A 25921-nucleotide genomic window follows, 5' to 3' on the forward strand; every position below is an offset into this window, starting at 1 on the left:
AGGTGGTTCCTATGCGATCCCGGCACAAAGGGCAATTCAACGGAGCGGCACATGGTCAAGGTGGCATTTCTGGGTCTGGGCGTCATGGGATTTCCGATGGCGGGGCATCTGGCGGCCAAGGGCCAGGATGTGACGGTATGGAACCGCTCGGCGCAGAAGCGTGCGGACTGGGTCGCCAGGCATGCGGGGACCGAGGCGGCGACGGCCCGGCAAGCTGCGACGGGCGCGGATTTCGTCATGGCTTGCGTCGGCAATGACGACGATCTCCGTCAGGTTTGCCTTGGGCCGGACGGCGCCTTTGCCGGCATGGCCAAGGGCGCGATCTTTGTCGACCACACGACGGTTTCTGCGAAGGTTACGCGGGAACTGGCAGAAATTGCGGCGAAATCCGGCATAGGATATGTGGATGCGCCGGTCTCTGGTGGGCAGGCCGGGGCCGAGAATGGTGTCTTGTCGATCATGTGCGGCGGTGCCGAGGCGGATTATGCCGCTGCCGAACCGGTGCTGGCCGCCTATGCCCGGATATGCCGCCGCCTGGGCGATGTGGGCGCAGGGCAAATGGCCAAGATGTGCAACCAGATATGCATTGCCGGGCTGCTGCAGGGTCTGAGCGAGGCGCTGGCCTTCGCCCAGAAGGCGGGGCTCGACGGCGAGGCCCTGGTCGAGGTGATCAGCCAGGGCGCGGCGGGAAGCTGGCAGATGGTCAACCGGCACAAGACCATGCTGAAGGATGAGTTCGATTTCGGTTTTGCCGTGGACTGGATGCGCAAGGATCTGGGCATCTGCCTTGACACGGCGGAAGAGATCGGCGCGCGGCTGCCGGTGACGGCGCTGGTGGACCAGTTCTACAAGGATGTGCAGTTGATGGGCGGCGGGCGCAATGACACCTCGAGCCTGATCCGCCGCCTGAAGTAAGCCGGTATTTCCCGAAATTTCAAGTGATTACGCGCGGAACCCAAGGTTCCGCGCGAAGCATTTCACGGGATGATGCGGGTGTATTTCACCCCGGCCAGCGTCGCCCCGGCGATCAGGCCCTGCTGGCCAAAGACAAAGGCGATGACCGGGTCGATCTCGGTCGTGGCCTTGCCGATGGTGGCGCCTTCCTCGGGCGTCGCATAGCGCAGATCGGCCGCCGCGGCCCAGCCCTGCGACCGGCGAAACTCGGCCAAGGCCTCCGGGGTCATGAAGAACAGCGCATGGGCATATTGCTGCGCGCCGATCTGCAGCCCGAACGAAGCCTTGGTCGACGAGTAGTAATCCACCGTCGCGCCCTGGATGCGCAGCGCGCCGCGCCCATAGGCGCCGCCATAGAAGAACCCGGCTTCGGTGATCAGCGGCATGTACAGGATGCCGGAAGCGCGCGAGGCCAGCTCCTGCGTGCCCGGATAGCGGCTGAACAGGTAGTTCTGCGTCGCATCGACCCGGGCGTCGATCTGCGCCGCCCCGTTCGAACCGATGCCATTGCCGCAGCCCGCCGTCACCAAAACCGTGGCGCCCGCCCCGGCCAAAAGGCCCCTGCGCGTGATCCTGTCCATCTGCCCGCTCCTCTGCCCAACCGCCCCTCTAGGGGGTCTTTCACCCATTGGCCCCAAATCTAGCGGGTTTCCGCCAGCTTGTCATGCCTCTTGGCGCAACTTGGCAGGATTCCGCACCCTATACGCCTGCGAAGGGACAGAACCATTCGCGGGCGTATCGTCCCTATTGCGCGCGCAGAATTCGCGCGGCCTGGGGTGCGAAATAGGTCAGGATCCCGTCGCAGCCGGCGCGCTTGAACGCGAGAAGGCTTTCCATCATGACCTTGTCGCCATCGACCCAGCCGCGATCCGCGGCGCCGCGGATCATCGCGTATTCGCCCGAGACCTGATAGGCATAGGTCGGCGCGCCGAAGGCATCCTTGACCCTTCGACAGATGTCCAAATAGGGCATCCCCGGCTTGACCATGACCATGTCCGCCCCCTCCGACAGGTCGCGCGCCACCAGACGCAGCGCTTCGTCCGAATTGCCCGGATTCATCTGATAGGTCTTCTTGTCACCCTTGAGCGCGCCCGAGGCGCCCACCGCGTCGCGGAACGGACCATAGAAGGCGCTGGCATATTTGGCCGCATAGGACAGGATCGCCACATTCTTGTGACCGGCGGCCTCCAGCGCCCCGCGCAGCGCGCCGATCCGGCCATCCATCATATCCGATGGCCCCAGGATATCGGCCCCGGCCTCGGCCTGGGCCAGCGCCATGCGAACCAAGGCTTCGATGGTTTCGTCATTCAGGATCACGCCATCGCGGACCAGCCCGTCATGGCCGTTGGCATTGTACGGGTCGAGCGCGATATCAGTCATGACCGCAAGCTCGGGCACCGCCGCCTTGATTGCCCGAATGGCGCGGTTGGCCAGGTTTTCCGGGTTCCAGGCCTCTTCGCAGGCCTCGGTCTTCAGCGCGGGGTCGGTATAGGGAAAGAGGCAGATCGCCGGGATGCCCAGGCTGGCGGCCTCTTCGGCGACCTTCACAATATTGTCAATGGAAAGACGCTCGACCCCGGGCATCGAGGCGACAGGCTCGCGGATGCTCCGACCGTCGCGAACGAAGAGCGGCCAGATCAGGTCGCCGCAGCCGAGCACATTCTCCTGGGCGAGGGCACGCAGGGCCGCAGTGGCGCGCAACCTGCGAAAGCGAAGGGCGGGAAAGGGGGCCTGTGTGGGGATCATGTCGCACTCCATCTTCGCGCCTTGCCCAAGCGGGGGCTTGCGGGTCGCGCGCTTGCCTGCCATGGAAAGACGCGCGGCTCAAGCGGCAAGACAGCGCAGCGGCAGGAGAGCAGGCAAGCGTGGACATCTACGATCTCGTTCTGGATGTGATCGACCTGCGGTCGTTCTCGAACCTGTGGTACTGGATCGCGCTGGCGGTGCTGTGGTCTTCGGCCAGCCATTGGGTCCTGGGTGTCCCGAATGACCTGATCCATCGGGCGCGGCGCCAAGGCGGCCAAGCGGAAAGCGATGTCGAAACGCTCGTTCAGGTGAATATGCGCCGGATTCTGGGCATTGCCCGCACCGCCGCCGTGCCGCTCTTCGCCTTTGCCGGCTTTCTGCTGACCATGCTGGTCCTGATGGGCTTCTGGTATGGTATTGAATTCGCGCAGGCCGTGTTCTTTCTGGTCGCGCCGATGATCATTGTCGGCTGGCTGTCGGTCTTTACGGCGGCAAAGATCGAAAGCGGCGAGGATCGCAACCCCGCACTTTACCGGCGGCTGATGATCCATCGCCGTCTGGTGCAGGCCGTGGGCATGGTGTCGATTTTTGTCACCTCGCTGTGGGGCATGTACCAGAACCTCAACATGTCGATCCTGAACTAGCCCATGGCGGAGCGTATTCTTCTCGGTGGCGCCCCCGAGGGCCATGACGCCTTCCTTCTTGTGAAGGAACTTGGGCGTGGCCATCCGGTCCTGCATGTCGCACGCGACGACAAGCGGGCCGAGGCCATGCGGGCGGCGCTGGCCGTGGTGGCGCCCAATGTCGCGGTGCTGGAATTTCCGGCCTGGGATTGCCTGCCCTACGACCGCATCTCGCCCAATCCTGAAATCGCCGCGCGCCGTATGGCGACGCTGGCCGCTTTGGCCGAAGGATTGCCCGGCGCCTTTGTCGTCCTGACGACGCTGAATGCGGTGACACAGCGCATCCCGGCGCGGTCGGTGGTGCGCGAAGCCTCGTTCCGCGCGAAAGTGGGCGCGCGGGTGGATGAGGCGCGCCTGCGTGCCTTTCTGGGACGGATGGGCTTCACCCCCGCATCGACGGTGGCCGAGCCCGGCGATTTTGCCATACGGGGCGGTATCGTTGACATATACCCGCCGGGGCCGGGCGGCCCGGTGCGGCTGGATTTCTTCGGCGACCAGCTGGATGGCGCGCGGCGCTTCGATGCCGAGACGCAGCGCACCATCGAGAAGCTGAGCCATGTCGAGTTTGCCCCAGTGTCCGAAGTGGTGCTGGACGACGCCGCGATTGCCCGCTTCCGGCAGAATTATCGGGTGGAGTTCGGTGCGGGCGGTTCGGGTGATCCTCTGTACGAAGCAGTCAGCGCCGGGCGCAAGCATCAGGGTATGGAACATTGGCTGCCCTTCTTCCACGAGCGGCTTGAAACCCTTTTCGACTATCTGCCCGAAGCGGCGGTGATGCTGGACGATCAGGTTCCCGCCATGCGCGGCGCGCGTTGGGACGTCGTCGAAGATGCCTATGCCGCGCGCTTCGAGGCGATGAATGATCGGGCCCGGCTGGACACGGTCTACAAGCCGGTGCCGGTCGGGCTGCTGTATCTGGACGAAAGCGGCTGGGAAGCGGCGGTAGCGCCGCATCGGCAAGTGCAGCTTTCGCCTTTGCCGCAACCGCCCGGGCCGGGCGTTCTGGATGCGGGCGGGCGCGTCGGACGCAATTTCTCGCCCGAGCGCCAGCAGGAAAAGATCAGCCTATTTGCATCTTTGGCAGAGCATGTTCGTGTTCTGCGCAAGGACGCGCAGGTGGTCATTGCCTCTTGGTCCGATGGCGCACGCGAGCGGCTGAAGGGGCTGTTGACCGATCAAGGCATGGCCTCGGAAGACATCGCCGATTTGCGCGGCGTGCCGCCGGGCAAAGGCGGGCTGTATCTGCTGGTCTGGGCCTTGGAGGCGGGATTCACCGCGCCCGGGCTGGCGGTGGTTTCAGAACAGGACGTTCTGGGTGACCGCCTGGTGGCGAAACCCAGAAAACGCAGGAAAGCCGATAACTTCCTGCGAGAAGTTGACACGCTGTCTCCGGGCGATCTGGTCGTGCATGTCGAACATGGCGTCGGGCGCTACCTCGGGATCGAGACAATCACCGCGCTCGGTGCACCCCATGCCTGCGTCATGCTGGAATATGCCGAAGGCGCAAAACTATATCTTCCGGTCGAGAATATCGAGCTGCTCAGCCGGTACGGTCATGAAGACGGTCTGCTGGACCGGCTGGGCGGCGGGGCGTGGCAGGCCAAGAAGGCCAAGCTCAAGGAGCGCATCCGCGAGATTGCCGAGCGGCTGATGCGGGTTGCCGCCGAACGGTCCCTGCGCGCGGCCCCAGTGCTGGACGCGCCGCATTCGGCCTGGGAGGCCTTCGCGGCGCGCTTCCCCTATGCTGAGACCGATGACCAGCTGGCCGCAATCGCCGATGTGGTGGCCGATCTGGAAAAGGGCTCGCCGATGGACCGGCTGGTCGTCGGCGATGTCGGCTTCGGCAAGACCGAAGTTGCGATGCGCGCGGCCTTTGTCGCGGCTATGGCCGGGATGCAGGTCGCGGTGGTCTGCCCGACCACGCTGCTCGCCCGCCAGCATTTCCGTAGCTTTGCCGATCGCTTCCGCGGCTTTCCCATACGGGTGCGCACGCTTTCGCGCTTTGTCGGTGCGAAAGAGGCGGCCGAGACCCGCAAGGGCCTGGCCGATGGCGAGGTGGATATCGTCGTTGGCACACATGCGCTTCTGGCCAAGGGGATCAGCTTCAAGCGGCTGGGCCTGCTGGTCATCGACGAAGAGCAGCATTTCGGCGTGGCGCATAAGGAACGCCTCAAGGAGATGCGGTCCGAAGTCCATGTTCTGACCCTAACCGCGACGCCGATTCCGCGCACTTTGCAACTGTCGCTGACCGGCGTGCGCGACCTGTCGATCATCGCGACGCCACCGGTCGACCGGCTGGCGATCCGCACCTATGTGTCTGAATTCGATACGGTCACAATCCGCGAGGCCCTGCTGCGCGAGCATTATCGCGGCGGGCAGAGCTTCTATGTCGTGCCAAGGATCTCGGACCTGCCCCAGGTCGAGGAATTCCTCAAGACCCATGTCCCGGAAGTACGCTATCTGATTGCGCATGGCCAATTGGCGGCGGGCGATCTCGACGACCGGATGAACGCCTTCTATGACGGGCAATATGACGTGCTGCTGGCCACGACCATCGTGGAATCCGGTCTGGACATCCCGACCGCCAATACCATGGTCATCCATCGCGCCGACATGTTCGGCCTGTCGCAGCTTTACCAGATACGGGGGCGTGTGGGCCGGTCCAAGACTCGGGCGTATTGTTACCTGACCACCAAGCCGCGGATGCCGCTGACACCGCAGGCTTCGAAACGGCTGAAACTTCTGGGCAGTCTGGACAGCCTGGGCGCGGGTTTCAATTTGGCGAGCCACGACCTTGACTTGCGCGGTGCAGGTAATCTTCTGGGCGAAGAACAGTCCGGCCATATCCGCGAAGTCGGCTATGAGCTGTACCAGCACATGCTGGAAGAGACGATCCAGAAGATCCGGTCGGGCGAGTTGCAGGGTCTTTCAACGATTTCCGACGATTGGAGCCCGCAGCTTAACCTTGGCGTGCCGGTGATGATCCCCGAGGATTATGTCACCGATCTTGACATACGCCTGGGTCTCTATCGTCGCCTGTCGGGCCTGACCACCAAGGTCGAACTGGAAGGCTTTGCCGCCGAGTTGATCGACCGGTTCGGTCAGCTTCCGAAAGAGGTGAACACGCTTCTCCTGATCGTGCGGATCAAGGCGATGTGCAAGCGCGCGGGAATCTCGCGGCTGGACGCCGGGCCGAAAGGCGCGACGATCCAGTTCCACAATGACAAGTTTGCCAATCCGGCCGGGCTTGTCGCCTTCCTTAAGGATCAGGGCGGCGCAGCCAAGGTGCAGGGTACAAAAATCGTGCTGCAGGGAGAGATGCGGTCAGAGTCCGACCGCATCAAGGGGGCCTTCGCCATCGCGCGCGATCTGGCCGAACAGGCCCGCGCAGCAAAGCTTTAGGCGCGTTTCTTCAACTTTGGCGTCAAGATCAGCGCCAAAGCGAAAAACACTGTCACGCCGATGACCAGCGGCAATGGCGTGCCATCGAAGGCCTGTCCCACCGGCACGGTGATCACGATCGACAGCACCGTCGCCACCGAGGCGATGATCGACGAGGCAAAGCCCGCGATATGGCCCAGAGGTTCCATCGCGATGGCGTTCAGGTTGCCCATGGTCAGGCTCATGGTCGAGAAGACCGAAACCTGCCAGATCAGGTAGGAGACGAAGAGGAAGGTCCAACCTGCCGGGTTCATGACAAGAACCACCAGAAAGACAAGGGTCAAGAGCAGCTCGACCGCCAAAGCGGTCTGGATCATCCGCAACATGCCAACCTTGACCACAAGCTTGGCATTCAAGAACGAGGCGAAGCCGGACAGAAGCGCGATGCCGCCAAACCAGTAGGGAAAATAGCTGCCCTGGTCGAAGAATTTGTCGAAAATCCCCTGGATCGACGAAATGGTCGAGAAGATCACTGCAGTCAGCAGCGCCTGGACGAGGATAGAGTAAAGCGCGATCGGCGTGTTCAGCATGACCTTGCCAGCGACGACGAGGCCCGCGAAGGACAGGGGCTTGCGATCCTCGGGATGGATGGTCTCGGGCTGGCGCAAGCCAAGCCAGACCATGGTGACCAGCGAGAAGACCACATACATCAGGAAGATGTCATGCCAGGAGGCGACATAGATCACCGCTTGGCCCAGCATCGGCGCCAGTGCCGGCACCAGCATGAACACCATCATCGCATAGGACATGATGCTCGCCATCTGCCTTCCACTGTAAAGATCGCGGACCATCGCCAGTGAAACGGTGCGGGGCGCGGCGGCGCCGATGCCCTGAAAGAAGCGCGCCAGAAGCAGCATGTCCAGCGTTCCCGCAAAATAGCAGGCGACAGCCGAGGCGCAGTAGATTGCGGCGCCGACCATGATCACCGGCTTGCGGCCGAAGGCATCCGACAGCGGCCCGGTCACCAGCGTACCGAGCCCCATGCCAAGGATGAACGTCGCGATGATCAACTGCGCCCGGTTCGGCGCGTCAGGGGTCAGCGTCGCCTCAATCTGGGGCAGGGCGGGCAGCATCGCGTCGAGCGAGATCGCGATGGTGGCAAAGAGCATCGCGACCAGCGCGATGAATTCGCCACGCGACAAAGGCGGCTTGGCCGCAGGATAAAGCATGTCGGCAGGGGCGGTCATCTTGCAGAAAGGTCCTTGATCACATCGCCCCACAGCTCGGGCGGCTGCGCCCCGGAGACAACGTACTTTTGGGCGATGAGAAAGGTCGGCACAGCGCTGACGCCCTTGTGGCGGGCATCCGCATCGCGAGCCTGGATGTCACTGGCATCGGCGTCGCTGGCCAGAAGGCGGGCGGTGGTCTCGCTGTCCATGCCGCATTCGGCGGCGATGGCCGACAGGACAGCGCGGTCACCGATATCGCGGCCCTCGGTCCAGTAAGCGCTGAAAAGGGCGGCTACGACCTCGTTCTGACGGCCCTCGACTCCCGCCCAATGGATGAGGCGATGCGCATTGAGCGTGTTCGGTATCCGGCGCGGCTTGTCGGGGTCCAGCGCGGCGCCTGCCTTGCGCGCGACCTCGCGCAGCCGTTCATGCACCGCATCGACCTGCGCCTTGCCACCGAACTTGCTTTCCAGATAGGCGCGCTTGTCGACACCTTCAGCCGGCATATCCGGGTTCAACTGGAACGGATGCCACTGGATCGCGAAAGGATGGTCGGGGTGGTCCGCCAGGGCGCGGTCAAGGTTCGCCTTGCCCACGAAACACCAGGGGCAGACAGGGTCGGAAAAGATATCAAGCCGGATCATCGGCCTTGTCGCTTTCTATGGATCGGTTCGGGTCTGGTAGAGGGCCGCGAGCGCGCGGCGGTTCACCTTGCCGGTCGGGCCACGGGGAATCTCGGGCACATGCAGGAAGGCGCGCGGGCATTTGTAGCGCGCCAGCCGTTCGGCCGCAAAGGCCTGGGCTGTGCTTTCCGGCAGAGTCCCGCCTGCATAGAAACACGCGATGATGCGGGTTCCGGGCGCGGGCTCGACCTCGGCCACCGCCAGATCGATAACGCCGGGCAGGTCCTGCAAGGCCTGCTCCACCTCGCGCGGCGAGACGCGGACGCCACCCGGATTCATCATTTCGTCGACGCGGCCATGATAATGGATCGCGCCGGCATGATCCTGATGAACCAGGTCCCCGGTGGGGAACCAGGCGCCTTGCGGCGCGGGCTGGCCCTCATAGGACAGCATCAGGCCGGGATCGGAGGTGGCAACGGCAAGCTGGCCCGGCTCGCCCGGGGGCAGGGGCTTCAGATCCGGGCCAAGCACGGCGATGCGACGGCCCGGCTGCGGATACCCGGTCGCTCCATCGGGGGCGGTATGGTCGGGGCAAGACGAGATGAAGGTGGAAATCTCGCTCATCCCCAGCGCCTCATGCACCTCGGTCCCGGTCCGGGCCCGCCATTCGGCGCGCAGACTGGCGGGCAGGGCCTCTCCGGCCGATAGCACATGGCGCAGGCGGGGCAAGGCCGGCAGCTCGCCGCGCAGCAGGCGGCGCAGAAGCGTGGGAACCGTGGCGAATATCGTCGCGTCATGGCGGCGCAGGACCAGCGGAAGGTGGTCGGTCTGCACCGAGGGCGACGGGATCAGAGCGGTCGCGCCGAGAGTCCAGGGATCCAGCAGACCGGTCCCCATCGTATAGGTCCAGTTGAACGCGCCCGAATGCAGGAGCCGGTCCTGCACGGTCAGACCTTCCCAGCCCCGATGCATCATAGCGCGCGCCAGAATGGCGCGGTGGGCATGGCGCACCGCAAGGGGCGTGCCAGAGGTGCCCGAAGTGAAGACGACATAGCCTTCGCGATGCGCATCGCCCAGATGCCAGTCACAGGGCGCATGCGCTTCCCAGGCAACCAGATCCGCGGCAAGGTCCGGGCCGGGCGGCAGGGCGATACCGGGCCCCGAGAGGACAACACGGGGCCGTATGGCGCCCGCCATTCGGGTGATCTCGGGCACGGTCAACAACGGCGAGGTCGCGACCGGAACCAGCCCCGCCGCCATCGCGCCAAGATAGGCGATGGGATAGGCTGGCGTGTTGCCAAGGCGCAGCAGCACGCGATCCCCGGGGCGCGCGCCCTGCGCCAGAAGCCAGCCCCCGGCGCCCAGAACGGCGCGGGTCAGGCGGGCATAGCTCCAGCGTTCGGCGCCCGTCAGGGTCAGAACGGCCAGGGCCACTTTGTCAGGTGTGGCCTGACCGGCGGCCAGGACATGGGCAGCAAGGTTGAAGCGCGTAAGATCCAGAGCCATGCAGCCGGAATAGGCGCGGCCCGCCCATCGCACAAGCGCGCGGCACGACTTGATCTGCCGCATGGTGCAGCCGTGCACCATTGCCTAACATGGGCGCGACGCTTGGGGAGGGGCCGGATGCGGATTGCCGTTCTGACCGACATACATGCCAATCGCGAGGCCTTCGAAGCGGTGCTCGCCGATCTGGAAGACCGCGACATCGGGCGGATCGCGATCCTGGGCGATGTGGTCGGCTATGGCCCAGACCCGGTCTGGTGTGTGCAGCGGGTGCAAAGCCTGATGAAGACGGGCGCAGTCTGCCTGCGCGGCAATCATGACAATGCCGCCGCGGGCGCCGAAGAAAGCATGTCGCAGAACGCCCGCAAAGCAATGGACTGGACGCTCGGGCAACTGGATGCGGGCGCGAAGGCCTTTCTCGGCCGCCTGCCACTGACGGTGGCAGAGGGCGAGGTTCAGTATGTCCATGCCAGCGCGGATGCGCCCGGAGATTGGAACTACATCCGGAACGATATCAGGGCGGTGCCGTCGTTCCGGGCCAGCACGGCACGAATCCTGCTGTGCGGCCACGTCCATGTGCCGCTCCTGGTGTCCTGCGATCGCAGCGGACAGGTGCGGGCGCAGAGCTTCCGCAGCGGCCTGCCTGTGCCGCTGATCCGCTCGCGCCGATGGTTGGCGGTGATCGGCGCGGTCGGCCAGCCGCGCGACGGTCACGCGCAGGCGGGTTATGCGATCCTTGATCTCGACACGGACGAGCTGACCTTCCGCCGCGTTGCCTATGATGTCATGCGCACGGCTGAGAAGATCCGGGCGGCGGGTCTGCCACCGGATTTGGCGCAACGCCTGATGGCAGGAGAATAGGCCGATGCTGCGACCGCATGAGGGATTGGTGATCGACGGCTTCACCCTGGGCGCACAGCTTCACAAGGGCGGTTTCGCGACAATCTGGGACGTGACCCATCCCGAGATCGCGATACCCATGGTGATGAAAGTGCCGACGATCCTGGATGGCGATGATGGACCGACCATCGTCGGGTTCGAGGTCGAACAGATGATCATGCCGCGCCTGTCCGGGCCGCATGTGCCGCGCGTCATGGGGATCGGCGATTTCGATGCGATGCCATATATTGTGGCCGAGCGGATCGATGGCGACTCCTTCCTCAAGACCTTTGCCCGGGCGCCGCTGCCCCTTTCGGACCTGATCGAGATCATGGCCCGCATGGTGCAGGCAGTGGCGGATCTGCACCGCCAGCAGGTGATCCATCTAGACCTGAAGCCCGAGAATTTCCTGCAAAGGCCCAGCGGCGAGATGGTGCTGGTCGATTACGGCCTGTCGCGGCATGAGCTGTTGCCGGACCTTCTGGCCGAGGAATTCCAGATTCCGATGGGGTCCTATCCCTTCATCGCACCCGAGCAGTATCTGCGCTGCCGCGACGATCCGCGCAGCGATATCTTCGCGCTTGGCGCCATGACCTATGTGCTGGCCACTGGCGCCTATCCCTTTGGAAAGCCGGAAAAGCTGAGCGGGGTCCGGCGTCGGTTGTGGCGCGATCCGGTGCCGCCGCGCGCGCTGCGGCCGGAGCTGCCGGAATGGCTGCAGGAGATCATCCTGAAGGCGCTGGAAGTCGATCCCCTGCGGCGCACCCAGACTGCGGCGCAAATGGCCTTCGACCTGGCAAATCCGGGGCAGGTGAAGCTGACCGATCGCGCCCGCAAGCTGAAACGCGACAGTCTTCTGACGGTGTTTGATCGCTGGCGCGTGGTGCGGCGGCTGAAGAAATTCACCCTGCCCGAGACCTTGCGCGAACCGCGCCCCAGCGTTCCGATCATCGTCGTCGCGGTCGACCTTTCCCCCGAGGGCGAAAAGCTTGCCGATCAGCTCCGCGCGCAGGTGCGGCGCATGCTGGTGACCGAGCCGGATGCCCGCATCGCCTGCGTGAACGTGATCAAGACCGCGCGGATCGGCATTGACCAGATGACCGATGCTTCCGGGACCCATCTGCATGTGGCGCGGCTTGTGGCGTTGCGCCATTGGGGCGAGGGCATAGACCTGCCCGAAGAGCGGTTGACCTTCACCGTCCTCGAAGGGTCGGATCCGGGACAGGTGATCATCGACCACGCCGCAGCGAACCATGTCGACCATATCGTAATGGGCGCGCGCGGTCATTCGACGACGCGGCGCTATCTGGGCTCGGTCTCGGCCCAGGTGGTTGCCGAAGCGCATTGCTCGGTCACGGTGATCCGCCGCCCCGAAAGCCGCGGCGAGGAGGAGGCGGGGGCCCGGGTTAGTTGAGCCAGCCCTGAACCGTGCGCGCGCCACCTGCAACGTCGTCGCCGACACCGGCAACCGTGTTGCAAGCCGAAAGCGCGGCAAACACCGCAAGGAGAACTGCCAGTTTCTTCATGGTCTTGCCTGTCGTTTCTGCGTCGATCTGGGGGTCATTCTTCGTACCACCACAGGGCAGGAAGATAGGACACGGCCCAGTCGCCGTAAAGCGGCACGTAATCGGGGTGTTTCAATTCCCGCCGATGCAGGATGAGATTGCGGTCGGCATACCAGAAAGGCACGACATAGCGCCCCGCCGTCAGCACCCGGTCCAGCGCCTGCACCGCCGCCGTCACATCCGCCGGATCGCGGGCAGCCAGCATGGCGGCGATCATCGCATCCACCGCCGGATCCTTGACGCCCATCCAGTTGCGCGACCCTTCGGTGTCAGCAGCCGCGGCACCCCAGTAGAGGGATTGCTCGTTGCCGGGCGACAGCGACAGGGTGCGCAGCATATAGGTCATCTCGAAGTCGAAAGCATCGGTCCGGGCCTTCATCTGCGCGGAATCAAGCATCTCGACCTTGGCGTCGATGCCCAGCGACTTCAGCGCCTCGACATAGATCGCCGATATGGCGGCGACCTCGTCCTGGCCGACGGTCAGAAGGATGGTGAATTTGAACGGCTCGCCCGCGCCATTGCGCAACACGCCGTCAGCGCCGACCACCCAGCCCGCCTCTTCCAGAAGCTTCAGCGCCGCTCGCAACCCCTTGCGGTTCGCGGTGCCCTTGTCGCCTTCGGGAAGGCTATATCCTTCCAGCGTGCCGGGGATCAGCTTGTCGGCGAAGGGTGCAAGCAGCGCGGCCGCTTTGCCCTCCGCCGGCTGGCCGGGGATCATGGCAAAGGGGCTGTTGGCGAAATAGGACGTGATGCGCGGGGCGGCGCCTCCGGTGATCGTCTGGTTGATATAGGGAAAATTGAAGGCCTGGATCATCGCCTCACGCACGCGCCAATCAGCGAAGATCGGTTTGCGCGTGTTCATCACCAGACCAATGATGCCCGAGGGGCGCTTATGCGGCACCTCGAGCTTGATCATGTCGCCCTTCTGGACGGCCGGAAAGTCGTAGCGGCTGGCCCATCTGGCCAGGTTATCCTCGCGATAGGCGGTGATCTCGCCCGCGCGGACCGCCTCGAAGATTGCGACAGTATTGGCAAAATAATCGTAGCGGATCGTGTCGAAGTTCCACTGGCCGATATTCACCGGCAGATCCTTGCCCCACCAGTCGGCATTGCGGCGGAAGGTGATCGAGGCGCCGGGATCGACCTTGTCGACAACATAGGGTCCCGAGCCGGTCAGCACGTCAAGCGACGAGGCCTCAAAATCGCGACCGTCGAAATCGGCCTTTTTCAGCACCGGGCGAAGCCCGAGAATGAGCGGCAGTTCGCGGTCTTCGGTGTTGAAGGTGAAACGGACAGAGCGCGGTCCGGTGGCTTCGGCCTTTGCAACCTTCTTCCAGGCCGAGAGGTAGCGCGGGTTGCCGATCGTGCCCAGCGTCTCGAAGGACCAGAGTACATCCTCGACCGTGACCGGGGAACCATCCGAGAATCGCGCGCCTTCACGGAGGGTAAACTCCACGTAGGTTCGGGCATCGTCGGTCTCGACCGATTCGGCCAGCAGACCGTAGAGCGAGAAGGGCTCGTCATAGCTGCGGGCCATTAGCGTTTCGAAGGTCAGGGCCGAGACGCCTTCGGCGGGCGTGCCGTTTGTGATGAAGGGATTGAGCGAGTCAAACGAGCCCGACATCGAGAAGATGACGCCGCCGCCTTTGGGCGCATCAGGATTGGCCTGGGGCAGGGACACAAAATCCGGGGGGAGGATCGGGTCGCCATACATAGCTATGCCGTAGGAGGGTTCGCTGGCGGCAGGCTGACCGGCGACGGTCAGGGCCATGGCGGCCAATATGGCGTTCAGCCCCGCGAAAAAGTTGCGCAACATTTTGGAAACGATCTCCTGTCGGCCTGTCCTTGCAGGGGCCAGCCTATGCGCGGCATCCAGCCATTTCAAACTTTTAGCTTGGCCATCGGCGGAGAGCGGATTATATAGAACTTACTGCTCGATAGGTTTCTTGCCTGTATGAAACCTGCCTCAACGACTTAACGCCGGCTTCGTGCCGGCGTTTTTTTTGGCGCCGCTCGAACGCTGCCGCGGAAGTGACGTGCCTTTTGCAGTTGCGGCGTATAGCCTGCCGCCATTGCAGCATCAGGAGGCAGTCATGGATCTGAAGGGCAAGCGGGCGATCATCACCGGGTCGAATTCGGGAATCGGGCTGGGAGTGGCGGAAGAGCTGGCCCGGGCCGGCGCCGAGATCGTATTGAACTCCTTCACCGACCGCGAAGAAGATCATGCGCTGGCTGCGAAGATCGCCAAGGAGCATGGCGTGACGGCCAGCTACATCAAGGCCGACATGTCCAAGGGCGAGGAATGCCGTGCGTTAGTGGAACAGGCCGGGGGCTGCGACATCCTGGTGAACAATGCGGGCATCCAGTTCGTGAAGCCGGTCGATGAATTCCCGGTCGAGAAATGGGATGCCATCCTGGCCATAAACCTGTCCTCCGCCTTTCACACCACCGCCGCCGCCCTGCCGGGCATGAAGGCCAAGGGCTGGGGCCGCATCGTCAACATCGCCTCTGCGCATGGCCTGACCGCCAGCCCGTACAAATCGGCCTATGTCGCAGCCAAGCATGGCGTGGTCGGCCTGTCCAAGACCGTGGCGCTGGAAGTGGCGGGGCAGGGCATCACCTGCAACGCGGTCTGCCCGGGCTATGTGCTTACCCCATTGGTCGAGGCGCAGATCCCCGACCAGATGAAAGTGCACAACATGGACCGCGAGACGGTGATCCGCGAGGTCATGCTGGACCGCCAGCCCTCGCGCCAATTCGCGACGACCGAGCAATTGGGCGGCACGGTGGTCTGGCTCTGCTCGAAATATGCCGATCAGGTGACCGGCACCACGATCTCGGTCGATGGCGGCTGGACGGCAATGTGATGCGGCGCATCTCGCTGGCCCTCCAAGGTGGTGGCGCGCATGGCGCCTTCACCTGGGGGGTGCTGGACCGGCTGCTCGAGGAAGAGGATCTTGAGATCGCCGCTATCAGCGGCACATCGGCGGGCGCGCTGAACGCGGCGGCGCTGAAGGCCGGCTTCGGCGCCGGGGGGCGCGAAGGCGCGCGGGAGAAGTTGCGCGCGCTTTGGGAAAAGATCGGGGATATCGGCGATTTCCGGCAATTCGCCTGGATGCAGCCCTGGCTGCCCATGCTGCGCTTCTGGCAGGAGGCGACGGATCGCTTCTGGGCGATCAGCCCGCAGGGAATGATGGCCCAGCTTTATTCGCCCTATGCGCTGGGATCGGCCTGGGAAAACCCGCTGGCTCCGATGGTGGCAGAGCTGAATTTCAGCCAAATCTGTTCCGAAGCCTCTCCGGCGCTGTTCCTGGGCGCGACCAATGTACGGACCGGCAAGGTCCATGTCTTCTCGGGCCAGAAGATCACACCGCAGGCCATTCTGGCCTCGGCCTGCATTCCGACCGTCTTCCAGGCGGTCGAGATCGACGGAGAGGCTTATTGGGACGGGGGCTTCACCGGCAACCCCTCGCTTTGGCCGCTTTATCGTCCTGATCTGCCCGATGACATCGTGATCGTGCAGGTGAACCCGCTCTATCGCGAGGATGTGCCCGACACGCCGCTGGAAATCCAGAACCGGGTCAACGAGATCAGCTTCAATGCCTCGCTCATGGGTGAATTGCGTGCGATCGCCTTCGTCAAGCGGCTGATCGCCGAGGGGCGGTTGCAACCGGGACAGATGAAGGATGTGCGCGTCCACATGATCGCCGATGACGGGCTGATGAACGATCTGACCGCCTCGTCGAAACTGCAACCCTCTGGCAATCTGGTGCGGCGTCTGCACGACGCGGGCCGGAAGGCGGCCGAGGGGTTTCTGGCGCACGACAAAGAGAAGATCGGCGTCAGCCATTCAATTGATCTTGCGCGGATCTTTGATGGCCATGGTTGAGGGATGACTCCCCCCGCTGATTTTCGACGAAAATCAGGGGATCCGGCCCGTCAGCGCGGTTCTTTCGGAATCGGATAGACCAGACCGCCCGAGACGATCAGCTTTGCGGCATCGTCGATGCCGACATCCTGCAGGATCACCAGATCCGATGTCGGAACGAAAAGCAGGATCCCCGAGGTGAAGGGCGTCAGGCCAACGAAAACGGCCGAATAGTCGCGGCCCTTTTCAGCCAGCCTTTCGGCCAGTTCGCCCTTGGGCCGGGTCGAGATGAAGCCAAGCGCCCAGGTTCCGTCCTTGGGAAAGGGCACGAGGCAGGCCTGATCGAAGCTTTGCTCTTTCTTGTTGAAGAAGGTTTCGGCCACCTGCTTGATCGCGCCATAGATCGAGCGGACGATGGGCATCCGGTCGACCACATGCTCGGCCTGGCGGATGACCGAGCGGCCGATCAGCCCCTTGGCCAGCCAGCCGACGACGATCGTGGCGACCAGGAAGACCAGAACCCCAACGCCGCGCACCGGAAATTCGTAATCCGGCCCGAACCAATCGCGCATCAATGCGTCGGGCTGATATTGCGAGGGGATCAGCGGCAGCACCCAGCCATCGATCCAGCCGATCACCGCCCAGACGAAGTATATCGTCAGCCCGACAGGAAGCACGACCACGAGGCCGGTAAGGAAACTGGCGCGGAGGCCGGCCAGAAAGCCGCGGCGGTGGGGGCCGTGTTCGGTCATGTCTTCTCCCATATCGCCACTTGTCGTCGTCGCCTATCTAGGAATGTGCACGGGCCCGGCGCAATGGCGCGGCGGGTTACGGGGCAATTTTTCCGGCCCTTCAGCCCAGTTCGCGCGCAATTGCGGCGGCAAGACGGGCATTGTTAAGGACAAGTTCGATATTGGCGACCAGCGACCGTCCCTCGGTCAACTCGAAGATGCGGGCAAGGAGGAAAGGTGTCACAGCCTTGGCGGCGATCCCCTGCGCTTCTGCCTCGGCCAGCGCAGCCTCGATATGGGGTGTGATCTCGGCCGAGGGGATTTCGGCATCCTGCGGGATCGGATTTGCGACAAGCTGGCCGCCCGGCAGACCCAAGAGGCCACGCATCCTGTGGGCGGCAGCGATCTGGGCGGGGTGGTCCATGCGCAGCGGGGCCTTGAGGCCCGAGTCGCGCGACCAGAAGGCGGGGAAGGCGTCCTGCCCGTAGGAAATCACCGGAACCCCCTGAGTTTCCAGAACTTCCAGTGTTTTCGGCAGATCCAGGATCGCTTTTGCCCCGGCGGCGACCACGGTAACGGGGGTTTGGGCCAATTCCAACAGGTCGGCGGAAATGTCGAAACTGGTCTCGGCCCCGCGATGGACCCCGCCGATGCCGCCGGTCGCAAAGACGCCGATTCCGGCCAGCCGGGCACAGATCATCGTGGCTGCAACGGTCGTGGCCCCGGTGCCGCCGGTGGCGACGCAGGCCGCCAGATCGGCGCGCGACAGCTTGGCCACGCCCTGCGCCTGACCTAGCGCCTCAAGCGCGCTGTCGGTCAGGCCGACATGGATCTTGCCGCCCATGACCGCCATGGTGGCGGGCACCGCTCCGGCGGTGCGGATTTCGGCCTCGACCCGGCGCGCGGTGTCGACATTTTGCGGATAGGGCATTCCATGGGTGATGATGGTGGATTCCAGCGCCACCAGCGGGCGGTCCTCGGCACGGGCTTTTGCGACTTCGGGCGAGAATTCAAGGGGAAGCATCACGATCCTGGATCTCCTGAGACATAGGCGGCGGCGGCGGCAAGGGCCGCGGACAGCGCCTCGGAGCGGTCGCGCCCGGCGCGCTGCGCTACAAGATGCGCCGCCATGAACGTATCGCCCGCGCCGGTCACGCGGGTCACCAAAACGGGGGGCGGGCAGCCTTCGATCACGCCCGCGCCCTGCGTGCCCTCGGCGGCGGGCCTGCCGCCATCGGTGACCAGCACCCGCGCCGCGCCGCGCGCCAAAAGCGCCTCGGCGGCGCGGGCGGCGGTGTCAGCCGCCGCCTTGGTCAGGATGTTCGCCTCTTCGAGATTCACATAAAGCGTGGCGCCGGGATGGGACAGGATGGGGCGCAGCCGGTCGGCCTTGCCGGGGCTGGCGGGCGCCACGCGCAGGTCGGCGGCGGAGAAAAGCGGTGAGACCGCGATCTCGGCCAGCAGCTTCTCGGTCAGGTTGCCATCCAGCGCGATCGGGCCGGACCAGGGGGTGGTGGCGCTGCCCAGACGGCCATCCTCAAGCGGACGGAGGATCTTGTCGCCTGCCGCTTCAAGCGAATGAGCGTCGGCGATGGCGGCGATAAGGCCATTCGCGCCTTCGACCGCCATATAGCGATCGGTCGGCAGATCCTCGGATCGATAGGCAAATCGCGTCTCAAGGCCAAGATGGGTGCAGGCATTGACCAGCTCGTCCCCCTCGGCATCGCGACCGATGGCGGTCAGGACCGCAGGACGCAGTCCGAACCGCGCCAGCGTCATCGCGATATTCATCGCCACACCGCCGGGCAGCCTGGTGATCCGGCCCGGTACATCCGATCCCAGCCGCATCGCGGCCGGGCTGCGCCCGATGATGTCCCATAGAACGGAGCCGATGCAGAGAATGTCGGGAAGGAGCGCAGGGCTGTCTTGCATGGCCCCGCTTGTCGCAAATCGCCAGCGCGCCTTCAAGCGGGCGCGCCGGCCTTTCCTCATGTCATCATGCGGCCAAGGCGCGTTCGATTTCTGCCGTGGTCGAGTTCGTCATCGTTTTCGGAACATCGCGCACGAGGCGCTTTTCCAGTTCCTTGTGATAGAGCGGGCGCATCTGGCCCAGGGTGGAGGGATCGGCCACGATCAGGATCTGCTCGAATTCCTGCTTCAGCGCCATTTCGTTCAGGCGGCGGGTCAGGATTTTCGCAAAGGTTGCCTCAAGTTGCTCCTGCCAATCCATATCGGGCGGGATCGAACCGGAAGGTCCCTGATCAGCAAGGTCACCCGGCACCAGCTTTTCAGCCGTTTCAAGCTTAAGTCCATGGCGTTCGGTGTTGCGGAACAGGATCGCGCCTTCGCCATCGGCCACAACCACCAGCGCATTCTTGTCAAGCATCTCAATCTCCATCATGGTCTTGTCAGGGAAAACGCAACGCGGCAGCGGGGGTTCCTGTTGCTGCGGTCACGATTGTGGCGTTCGGAACCTGTTCGGCAGGCTCTTGCCATTCCCGGACCGTCCCGCTATATGCGCGCCACTTCACAGGCTGGGTGAGGGCTTTTTCGGGGAGACATCCCGAAGGGTCCACCGGTTGGGGGCAACCCTGAGACACCCTGCCGAGGCGCAAACCGGAAAGGATTTGGACATGGCGCTCCCCGAGTTTTCCATGCGTCAGCTGCTTGAAGCTGGCGTTCACTACGGCCACCAGACTGCCCGCTGGAACCCCCGCATGGGCGAGTACATCTATGGTGACCGCAACGGCATCCACATCATCGACCTGACGCAGACCGTCCCGCTGCTGGACCAGGCGCTGAAGGTCGTGCGCGACACCGTCGCCAAGGGCGGCCGCATCCTGTTCGTCGGCACCAAGCGTCAGGCCCAGAAGCCGATCGCCGAAGCCGCCGAGAAATGCGCGCAATACTACATGAATCACCGCTGGCTCGGTGGCACGCTGACCAACTGGAAGACCGTGTCCCAGTCGATCCAGCGCCTGAAGCAGATCGACGAGGTCCTGGCGGCGGGCGGCGAAGGCCTGACCAAGAAGGAACGGCTGAACATGGAACGCGACCAGGCCAAGCTGCAGGCTTCGCTGGGCGGGATCCGTGAAATGGGCGGCGTGCCGGACCTGCTGTTCATCATCGACGTGGGCAAGGAAGACCTGGCGATCCAGGAAGCCGGTAAGCTGGGCATCCCGGTCGTGGCCGTGGTTGACACCAACTGCTCGCCCAAGGGCATCAACCACATCATCCCGGGCAATGACGACGCCGCCCGCGCCATCGCGCTCTACTGCGATCTGGTCGCGCGCGCCGCGCTGGACGGGATGACCGCGCAGATGGGCGCCGCCGGCGTCGATCTGGGCGCGCTGGAAGCCCAGCCCGAAGAAGACGCCGTGGCGGCCTCGGAAGAGGCCTGAGGCCGGGCCGCAGCCCCCCGGGGCGCGCGGCCTACCTGTCACAAGCCTGTTGCCCGGCGGGGTTAGGCCCCGCCGAGGCCCCTATTCCGAGGAGCGAGACAAAGATGACGATCACCGCAGCGATGGTGAAGGAACTGCGCGATTCGACCGGCGCGGGGATGATGGACGCCAAGAAGGCGCTGACCGAGACCGATGGCGACATGGAAGCCGCGGTCGACTGGCTGCGCACCAAGGGCCTGGCCAAGGCCGCCAAGAAGGCCGACCGCGTTGCCGCAGAAGGCCTGGTGGGCGTGGCCGTGTCGAACGGCCGCGGTGTCGCGGTCGAGATCAACTCGGAAACCGACTTCGTCGCCAAGAACGCCGACTTCCAGGCGCTGGTGCGGGAAGTCGCCCGCGTGGCGCTGACCACGGGCGAGTCGGTCGAGGTGGTCAAGGCCGCCGATCTGAACGGCAAGACCGTCGACGAGGTGATCAGCGAATCGATCGCCCGCATCGGCGAGAACATGACCTTTCGCCGCATGCACATCCTGGAAGGCGACACCGTCGTCTCCTATGTGCACAATGCCGCCTCCGAAGGCATGGGCAAGATCGGCGTGCTGGTCGCGCTGAACGGCCCGGCCGCCAAGGCGCAGGAAATCGGCAAGCAATTCGCGATGCACATCGCCGCGACCTCGCCGCTGTCGCTGTCGGAAGCCACGATGGACAAGTCGGTGGTCGAGCGCGAGCTGGCCGTCCAGACCGCCAAGGCGCTGGAAGAGAACGCGACCTCGGCCAAGCCGAAGCCCGAGCAGGTCATCCACAACAACATCATCCCGGGCCGGATGAAGAAGTTCCTCGCCGAGAACACGCTTCTGGGCCAGGCTTTCGTCATAAATCCCGATGTGACGGTCGAACAGGCCGCCAAGGATGCTGGCGTCGAGATCACCGGCTACGCCCGCGTGATGGTGGGCGAAGGTGTCGAGAAGAAGGAAGAAGACTTCGCCGCCGAAGTGGCGAAGATGGTTCAAGGCTGATTGTCCGGGCCGCAAGGTTCGCGATGTCATACAGGGCCGGCGCGGAAACGTGTCGGCCCTTGCCTTTTGGGGCCGTGGCAAACGGCTGCTAACATGCGTGGCGACTGAAACGAAAAAGGCGCGGCCCGCCTAGCGATGCCGCACCCGTTCCGACCGACCCATCCAACACTGGGGATGAGGACTTTCCGGGCCGGTCCGGCAGAGCCGAGGGGATCGGATGCCAATTCGGTGAGGGCAAATGGAAACACGCCCCTACCGTGACGCCCAGACTGTCGCAGCCCAAAACACCGCGCCTGCTGAACAGGTGCAAACTCGCTCATAGCTCTGCGCCAAACGAGTAGGGAAAACCCTACCGTCCACCCCGACTGTGGCGTCGGGCTTTCACCGTGCCGCCTGCGCCACGGGTTCTGCCGGGCGCTGGAAGATCATATTCAACAACGCCCCCTTGGCGACCGCCTGGGCCGTCGTCTCGACAGCAAGCGCCTCGCGCGCGAGGCGCAGGTGCTTTTCGACCATGGCGGGACTCACACCCATCAGCAGCGCCACATCCTGCGTGGTCTTGCCATCGGCGACCCATTCCAGCGCCTCGCGCTGGCGCGGCGACAAAGCACGCTGGCGCGTCAACTGCGGCAGCTGAGTGATGCGAAGGTGCATCATATGCGCGACGGCGAGAATCTCGTCTTCACGGCTGGACCAGATCTGTTCCACCGCAAGGTGGTCAAGGCCCGGATCGGCCGTCAACCCCATGGCCCCCTTGGCCCGAGCCGAAACCTCGGGGAAGCTGATGGTAATGCCAGCCAGAACCCCCATCGAGGCATTGAAGCGCACGGCCTCCATCTCTTCGGGCGGCAATCGGCCCGCTTCATAGGCTTCCTTAACCCAGGTCCAGGTGCAGGCGCCGGAATTGCGTTCGGCCCAGCGAAAGGCCGGCGCACGAGCGTAGAAACCACCCTGGAAATAGCGTTGCGCATACTCTCCCTCGAATGTGGTCAGGAACAGCGCATCGTCGGGATCGCCGATCGTCCGCTGATGTCGAAAGCGCGTGAAGCCATACATCATCCGCCGGAAGCCGATGCTGGCAAAATAGCCGCTGGCCAGGCCCCAAGCGTTGTCGATGCTTTGCGCCTCGGCAATCTTGCGCAACAGTCCCAGTATGGCGTCCTTGGCCATGAATGAGCCCTCCAAATAACCGTTACGATCCAGCACCGGGCATGGCGGCTGGTTGTTCTATTACCGAACCTGTCATATTCAGACGCGGCAACCCTGTCGAGACTTGGAAAAATTCATGACGGAAGATGTCATCATCATCGGCGGTGCCGTTATGGGCGCATCGGCGGCCTATTGGCTGACCCGGATGGCCCCGGGATTGAGGGTGCTGGTGGTCGAGCAGGACCCAAGCTATGCACAGGCCGCGACGGCGCTGTCCGTCGCTTCGGTACGCCAGCAATTCTCTGATCCGACCAATGTCAAGATTTCCCGTTTCGGAATTGATTTCATAAGGAATTTCTCCGAGAACATCGGCCCGTCAGGCGATGTGCCCTCGCTGGGTTTGCAAGAGAATGGCTACCTGTTTCTGACCACCGATCCCGCGCAGCGGCAGGTCATGGAGGAACTGGCGGCGATGCAGCGCGCCTGCGGGGCGGCGACCGAAGTTTGGTCCGCCGATCAGGTGAAGGCACGCTTCCCCTGGATCGAAACTTCGGACCTGGCGGCCGGCAGCTTTGGACCGCGCGATGAAGGCTGGTTCGACAATATGGGCTTGCTCGCCGGTTTCCGTAACGCAGCGCGGGCGCAGGGTGCGCGGTTCGAAACAGGTCGCGCCATAGGCCTTGCGGTGAATGGCGACCGGATCACGGGCGTCGAAATCGAGGGCAGGGGCCTTGTGCCCTGCGGTTCCGTGGTGAATGCGGCGGGCACGCGCGGCGCGGCAGTGCTGCGCTGGGTCGGGCTGGATCTGCCCGTGGAACCGCGCAAGCGCACAGTCTTTGTCATCAACGCGCCGAACGCCCGCCATCCTGATGCGCCCTTGCTGATCGATCGTGGGTTCTATCTGCGGCCAGAGCGCGGCCAATGGATCACCGCTACGGTCCCGCATGAGGATCATGCTTGCGATGCCAGTGACTTCGAACCCGATCTTCATCTGTTTGAGGATGTGATCTGGGAACAGCTTTACGCGCGTTGTCCGGGCTTTGACGCTGTAAAGGTGGTTCGGCACTGGGTTGGCCACTACGATTATAACACGCTGGATCAGAACGCGATCCTGGGGCCGCATCCGGCGCTGCCCAATCTTTTCCTGATGAACGGCTTCTCAGGGCACGGCCTACAGCAATCGCCGGCCGTCGGTCGCGGGATTGCCGAGCATATTCTCAGCGGCGGCTGGCAAAGCATTGATCTTTCGGAATTGTCTTTTGACCGGGTGGCACAAGGTAAGCCGATGGTCGAGCGCGCCATTGTCTAGTTAAGCGCATCAGTATTTTACATAATACTGATTATGCGAAAAACTATACGGCTCGCAGCGGTCTTTCACCTTGGTTGAGTGTAGCTCTGCCCCCTGCGACTTCCTTGGCGCGTAAGCCGAGAACCCACTGCCCGACCGGCGTATTCAACCTGGCCTGCGCGCGCATCGTCAGGCGGCATCCGCCGGCTGCTGATTTCCCAGCTGCATTCGTGCCGCGGCCAGTGCCAACTCATGGTTCACGCGCTTCAGCACGCCGCTCGCGGTTGGCAGATATTCGAAGCGCCCCTGACGACCGACAGCGACGATGCCGAAATCCTCAAGCGATTTCAGCACCGGCGTCGCAGCGTCGGCCTGCCCGGTCAGATTGTAAGGATATGCGGATTTGATCACCTCATAGCCCTCAAGCCGCAAATCTCCGACGCCGAGATTCAACCCTCCAAGATGGTTGGACAGATCGGCGAAGGCTTCTTCCGGGTCAGCCGCACCGCCGTGAGGCAGCGTCAGTTCAACCGACATGAATTCGCGCCCGGCGCCCAGTCCGGGATATAGCCGCGAATAGACCGTCGCCCGTTTCCACCGACCCTGCGCATGAAAATTGTAGATAACGGTGCCAAAACTGGCGGCAATAGACTGTGCTGAAACAAAAAGCGTAAGTATATCAAGGCTTTTTAACCCACTTTCCTTTCCAAAAACGGCGCGGTGGCAGGTGTCCAGCGGCATCGCGCTGACGACACAGCAGCCTCGGAACTCGTCCCGATCGGTTGTGACCAGATAGCTGCCCCCTTCGCGCCGAATGCGCCGGATCGGGGCGCCAAGTTCGAAACGCACGCCCGATGCCACTAGCATCCGGCGAACCGGGTCGAAGAGCGCCTCAAACCCCTCCGAAGGGCGCACGCGCAGCGCCTGCCCTTCCGCCATGGTAGCGCCTTGCGAGATCAGGCCGCGCCAGAGGATCGGCAGCATGCGGCCAGGCTGGGCCAATCGGTCGAGAAAGACCATGCGGCGATAGAAAAACTCTTCGTCGATCAAGGCCGGTTCGGTGTGATTGAATCGCAAAAGATAGTTGCGCAGTCCCGTGCCTTCAAAAACCCTGCGGCCCAGCTTGTGCAAGCATATGCCCTCAAGCGAGCCGTCGCTGCGCCGGATCATTCGGCTCCAGGCAAGATCGGCCAAGGCTGCAGCGCGGCGCGGCAAGCTCCAGGCCTGCACGTCGCGCGGATCGATGGGATGATTGAGCACCTCGCCCTGCGGCGAAAGCCGCCGTTCCAGCCGCATCACCCTGGGACAAAGGTCGCGCAGCCCCGGAAAGACCTGAAAGATCAAGGCCTCCTCCTCATAGAAGATGCTGCCAAGATCAAACGTGTATGGTCCGAAAACGCGGGAGCGATGGGTTCCGCCGATCTCGCGTTCGGCATCGATCACGATGACGCTGTGGCCCCGCGCCGAGAGACCCCGCGCCACCCCCAACCCGGCAATGCCGCCGCCCAGAACAAGGACAGGGTCACGACGCGATCCGCCAAGCACCGAATACAGAACTGTATCCTCGAGCTTCGGGTTGAACGGCATTCCGACCTCATGCGCAGTCCTGGCAGGGATTCGGGGCTTCCCATCCCCACAGAAAGCACACGAACCGATGAACGATTGGTAAGCATCGGCCCTACCCCATGCGGAATGCCACGAAAGAAGCGGCTAAAGTGGAGCAGATCTCGCGACGCGCTCCTCGATCCTGGATTGCGTCGATTGACGCGTTCGAAATTGGACGCAAGGGTCGGGCAGGAATGACGGTGATTGCGAAGGATCACGCCAGTCTTGTTGCGCAGCGATCCAGGTGCCGCGTCCCAGCGGTTTTCGCACAAGAGCCACCTCAAGCAATACATGCAGCTGGGC

The 25921-nt window shown here is 63.7% G+C and carries 23 protein-coding genes; 10 read left to right on the forward strand and 13 right to left on the reverse strand.

From position 1 onward, the window contains the following. Positions 1–51 precede the first annotated feature (51 nt). Positions 52–915, forward strand: a complete 864-nt coding sequence (locus ACED67_RS03010) for an NAD(P)-dependent oxidoreductase (RefSeq protein ID WP_395540046.1) — start codon at positions 52–54, stop codon at positions 913–915. A 62-nt stretch (positions 916–977) separates the two neighbouring features. Here ACED67_RS03010 and ACED67_RS03015 read toward each other — a convergent pair whose 3' ends face one another. Both ACED67_RS03015 and hemB read right to left on the reverse strand, forming a co-directional pair. Beyond that, positions 978–1535 carry a lipid-binding SYLF domain-containing protein gene (locus tag ACED67_RS03015; RefSeq protein WP_395540047.1) on the reverse strand — a complete coding sequence of 186 codons (558 nt, stop codon included), beginning with the start codon at positions 1533–1535 and terminating at the stop codon, positions 978–980. Between the two features lie 163 nt (positions 1536–1698). After that, on the reverse strand, positions 1699–2700 hold the full coding sequence (gene hemB / locus ACED67_RS03020; RefSeq protein WP_395540048.1) for a porphobilinogen synthase: 1002 nt from the start codon (positions 2698–2700) through the stop codon (positions 1699–1701). Between the two features lie 119 nt (positions 2701–2819). On the opposite strand from hemB, the gene ACED67_RS03025 reads away from it, so the two are divergent. Together ACED67_RS03025 and mfd are read left to right on the forward strand one after the other, a co-directional pair. Then, positions 2820–3344 (forward strand): component of SufBCD complex, encoded by a 525-nt coding sequence (locus ACED67_RS03025; RefSeq protein WP_395540049.1) that lies wholly within the window; start codon positions 2820–2822, stop codon positions 3342–3344. A 3-nt stretch (positions 3345–3347) separates the two neighbouring features. Further along, the gene (gene mfd / locus ACED67_RS03030; protein WP_395540050.1) at positions 3348–6785 is read left to right on the forward strand and encodes a transcription-repair coupling factor; all 3438 of its coding nucleotides are present in this window, start codon (positions 3348–3350) and stop codon (positions 6783–6785) included. On the opposite strand, the gene ACED67_RS03035 is transcribed toward mfd, so the two are convergent. Genes ACED67_RS03035 through ACED67_RS03045 form a run of 3 tightly spaced genes read right to left on the reverse strand, consistent with a single transcriptional unit; the run spans position 6782 to position 10185 of the window. Next, a complete protein-coding gene (locus ACED67_RS03035; protein WP_395540051.1) occupies positions 6782–8011 on the reverse strand; it encodes a multidrug effflux MFS transporter in 1230 nt (409 codons plus the stop codon). The two genes, mfd and ACED67_RS03035, sit on opposite strands and share 4 nt — an antisense overlap. Continuing rightward, positions 8008–8637, reverse strand: a complete 630-nt coding sequence (locus ACED67_RS03040; protein ID WP_395540052.1) for a DsbA family oxidoreductase — start codon at positions 8635–8637, stop codon at positions 8008–8010. Before ACED67_RS03040 ends, ACED67_RS03035 begins: the two co-directional genes overlap by 4 nt. Before the next feature lie 15 nt (positions 8638–8652). Next, positions 8653–10185, reverse strand: a complete 1533-nt coding sequence (locus ACED67_RS03045) for a class I adenylate-forming enzyme family protein (RefSeq protein ID WP_395540053.1) — start codon at positions 10183–10185, stop codon at positions 8653–8655. 54 nt (positions 10186–10239) lie between these two features. Here ACED67_RS03045 and ACED67_RS03050 point away from each other — a divergent pair, with 54 nt between their 5' ends. After that, a complete protein-coding gene (locus ACED67_RS03050; RefSeq protein ID WP_395540054.1) occupies positions 10240–10980 on the forward strand; it encodes a metallophosphoesterase family protein in 741 nt (246 codons plus the stop codon). A gap of 4 nt (positions 10981–10984) precedes the next feature. Continuing rightward, positions 10985–12412: a protein kinase domain-containing protein gene (locus tag ACED67_RS03055; protein WP_395540055.1), complete on the forward strand. Its 1428-nt coding sequence runs from the start codon at positions 10985–10987 to the stop codon at positions 12410–12412. Here the strand turns inward: ACED67_RS03055 and ACED67_RS03060 are convergent. Continuing rightward, positions 12405–12524, reverse strand: a complete 120-nt coding sequence (locus ACED67_RS03060) for an entericidin (protein ID WP_395540056.1) — start codon at positions 12522–12524, stop codon at positions 12405–12407. The genes ACED67_RS03055 and ACED67_RS03060 overlap by 8 nt on opposite strands. 34 nt (positions 12525–12558) lie before the next feature. Further along, positions 12559–14379: an extracellular solute-binding protein gene (locus ACED67_RS03065; protein WP_395540057.1), complete on the reverse strand. Its 1821-nt coding sequence runs from the start codon at positions 14377–14379 to the stop codon at positions 12559–12561. A gap of 277 nt (positions 14380–14656) precedes the next feature. Between ACED67_RS03065 and ACED67_RS03070 the strand changes: the two genes are divergently transcribed. Beyond that, positions 14657–15430, forward strand: a complete 774-nt coding sequence (locus tag ACED67_RS03070; RefSeq protein WP_395540058.1) for a 3-hydroxybutyrate dehydrogenase — start codon at positions 14657–14659, stop codon at positions 15428–15430. Further along, positions 15430–16452, forward strand: coding sequence for a patatin-like phospholipase family protein (locus ACED67_RS03075; protein ID WP_395540059.1), 1023 nt, complete (start codon positions 15430–15432; stop codon positions 16450–16452). Before ACED67_RS03070 ends, ACED67_RS03075 begins: the two co-directional genes overlap by 1 nt. 50 nt (positions 16453–16502) lie before the next feature. On the opposite strand, the gene ACED67_RS03080 is transcribed toward ACED67_RS03075, so the two are convergent. From ACED67_RS03080 to ACED67_RS03095, 4 genes are all read right to left on the reverse strand, one after another. Next, positions 16503–17183, reverse strand: a complete 681-nt coding sequence (locus tag ACED67_RS03080) for a DUF502 domain-containing protein (protein ID WP_395540060.1) — start codon at positions 17181–17183, stop codon at positions 16503–16505. Between the two features lie 100 nt (positions 17184–17283). Next, positions 17284–18186 (reverse strand): pseudouridine-5'-phosphate glycosidase, encoded by a 903-nt coding sequence (locus ACED67_RS03085; RefSeq protein ID WP_395540464.1) that lies wholly within the window; start codon positions 18184–18186, stop codon positions 17284–17286. Beyond that, positions 18186–19094 (reverse strand): PfkB family carbohydrate kinase, encoded by a 909-nt coding sequence (locus ACED67_RS03090; RefSeq protein ID WP_395540061.1) that lies wholly within the window; start codon positions 19092–19094, stop codon positions 18186–18188. Before ACED67_RS03090 ends, ACED67_RS03085 begins: the two co-directional genes overlap by 1 nt. 64 nt (positions 19095–19158) lie before the next feature. Beyond that, complete coding sequence (locus ACED67_RS03095; RefSeq protein WP_395540062.1) at positions 19159–19548, reverse strand: host attachment family protein; 390 nt, start codon at positions 19546–19548, stop codon at positions 19159–19161. A gap of 247 nt (positions 19549–19795) precedes the next feature. Between ACED67_RS03095 and rpsB the strand changes: the two genes are divergently transcribed. Together rpsB and tsf are read left to right on the forward strand one after the other, a co-directional pair. Beyond that, complete coding sequence (gene rpsB / locus ACED67_RS03100; RefSeq protein WP_395540063.1) at positions 19796–20563, forward strand: 30S ribosomal protein S2; 768 nt, start codon at positions 19796–19798, stop codon at positions 20561–20563. A 104-nt stretch (positions 20564–20667) separates the two neighbouring features. Next, on the forward strand, positions 20668–21576 hold the full coding sequence (tsf, locus tag ACED67_RS03105) for a translation elongation factor Ts (protein WP_395540064.1): 909 nt from the start codon (positions 20668–20670) through the stop codon (positions 21574–21576). Positions 21577–21957: 381 nt separating this feature from the next. On the opposite strand, the gene ACED67_RS03110 is transcribed toward tsf, so the two are convergent. Then, positions 21958–22746, reverse strand: a complete 789-nt coding sequence (locus tag ACED67_RS03110) for a helix-turn-helix transcriptional regulator (protein ID WP_395540065.1) — start codon at positions 22744–22746, stop codon at positions 21958–21960. A 115-nt stretch (positions 22747–22861) separates the two neighbouring features. Between ACED67_RS03110 and ACED67_RS03115 the strand changes: the two genes are divergently transcribed. Continuing rightward, positions 22862–24034 (forward strand): NAD(P)/FAD-dependent oxidoreductase, encoded by a 1173-nt coding sequence (locus ACED67_RS03115; RefSeq protein WP_395540066.1) that lies wholly within the window; start codon positions 22862–22864, stop codon positions 24032–24034. A gap of 168 nt (positions 24035–24202) precedes the next feature. Here the strand turns inward: ACED67_RS03115 and ACED67_RS03120 are convergent, their stop codons facing one another. Then, positions 24203–25600, reverse strand: a complete 1398-nt coding sequence (locus ACED67_RS03120) for an FAD-dependent oxidoreductase (RefSeq protein ID WP_395540067.1) — start codon at positions 25598–25600, stop codon at positions 24203–24205. Between the last annotated feature and the right edge of the window lie 321 nt (positions 25601–25921).

The organism is Neotabrizicola paludis, from assembly GCF_044142105.1.
In the GTDB taxonomy this organism is placed as follows: Bacteria; Pseudomonadota; Alphaproteobacteria; order Rhodobacterales; family Rhodobacteraceae; genus Pseudogemmobacter.

Bases quoted from the DNA above. Each gene is read 5' to 3' on its own strand.
- ACED67_RS03050 (WP_395540054.1), top strand. From the start codon at position 10,240: ATGCGGATTGCCGTTCTGACCGACATACATGCCAATCGCGAGGCCTTC.
- ACED67_RS03065 (WP_395540057.1), bottom strand. From the start codon at position 14,379: ATGTTGCGCAACTTTTTCGCGGGGCTGAACGCCATATTGGCCGCCATG.
- rpsB (WP_395540063.1), top strand. From the start codon at position 19,796: ATGGCGCTCCCCGAGTTTTCCATGCGTCAGCTGCTTGAAGCTGGCGTT.
- ACED67_RS03115 (WP_395540066.1), top strand. From the start codon at position 22,862: ATGACGGAAGATGTCATCATCATCGGCGGTGCCGTTATGGGCGCATCG.
- ACED67_RS03095 (WP_395540062.1), bottom strand. From the start codon at position 19,548: ATGCTTGACAAGAATGCGCTGGTGGTTGTGGCCGATGGCGAAGGCGCG.
- ACED67_RS03055 (WP_395540055.1), top strand. From the start codon at position 10,985: ATGCTGCGACCGCATGAGGGATTGGTGATCGACGGCTTCACCCTGGGC.
- tsf (WP_395540064.1), top strand. From the start codon at position 20,668: ATGACGATCACCGCAGCGATGGTGAAGGAACTGCGCGATTCGACCGGC.
- ACED67_RS03090 (WP_395540061.1), bottom strand. From the start codon at position 19,094: ATGCAAGACAGCCCTGCGCTCCTTCCCGACATTCTCTGCATCGGCTCC.
- ACED67_RS03070 (WP_395540058.1), top strand. From the start codon at position 14,657: ATGGATCTGAAGGGCAAGCGGGCGATCATCACCGGGTCGAATTCGGGA.
- ACED67_RS03010 (WP_395540046.1), top strand. From the start codon at position 52: ATGGTCAAGGTGGCATTTCTGGGTCTGGGCGTCATGGGATTTCCGATG.
- mfd (WP_395540050.1), top strand. From the start codon at position 3,348: ATGGCGGAGCGTATTCTTCTCGGTGGCGCCCCCGAGGGCCATGACGCC.
- ACED67_RS03045 (WP_395540053.1), bottom strand. From the start codon at position 10,185: ATGCGGCAGATCAAGTCGTGCCGCGCGCTTGTGCGATGGGCGGGCCGC.
- ACED67_RS03060 (WP_395540056.1), bottom strand. From the start codon at position 12,524: ATGAAGAAACTGGCAGTTCTCCTTGCGGTGTTTGCCGCGCTTTCGGCT.
- ACED67_RS03015 (WP_395540047.1), bottom strand. From the start codon at position 1,535: ATGGACAGGATCACGCGCAGGGGCCTTTTGGCCGGGGCGGGCGCCACG.
- ACED67_RS03035 (WP_395540051.1), bottom strand. From the start codon at position 8,011: ATGACCGCCCCTGCCGACATGCTTTATCCTGCGGCCAAGCCGCCTTTG.
- hemB (WP_395540048.1), bottom strand. From the start codon at position 2,700: ATGATCCCCACACAGGCCCCCTTTCCCGCCCTTCGCTTTCGCAGGTTG.
- ACED67_RS03120 (WP_395540067.1), bottom strand. From the start codon at position 25,600: ATGCCGTTCAACCCGAAGCTCGAGGATACAGTTCTGTATTCGGTGCTT.
- ACED67_RS03080 (WP_395540060.1), bottom strand. From the start codon at position 17,183: ATGACCGAACACGGCCCCCACCGCCGCGGCTTTCTGGCCGGCCTCCGC.
- ACED67_RS03085 (WP_395540464.1), bottom strand. From the start codon at position 18,186: ATGCTTCCCCTTGAATTCTCGCCCGAAGTCGCAAAAGCCCGTGCCGAG.
- ACED67_RS03075 (WP_395540059.1), top strand. From the start codon at position 15,430: ATGCGGCGCATCTCGCTGGCCCTCCAAGGTGGTGGCGCGCATGGCGCC.
- ACED67_RS03110 (WP_395540065.1), bottom strand. From the start codon at position 22,746: ATGGCCAAGGACGCCATACTGGGACTGTTGCGCAAGATTGCCGAGGCG.
- ACED67_RS03040 (WP_395540052.1), bottom strand. From the start codon at position 8,637: ATGATCCGGCTTGATATCTTTTCCGACCCTGTCTGCCCCTGGTGTTTC.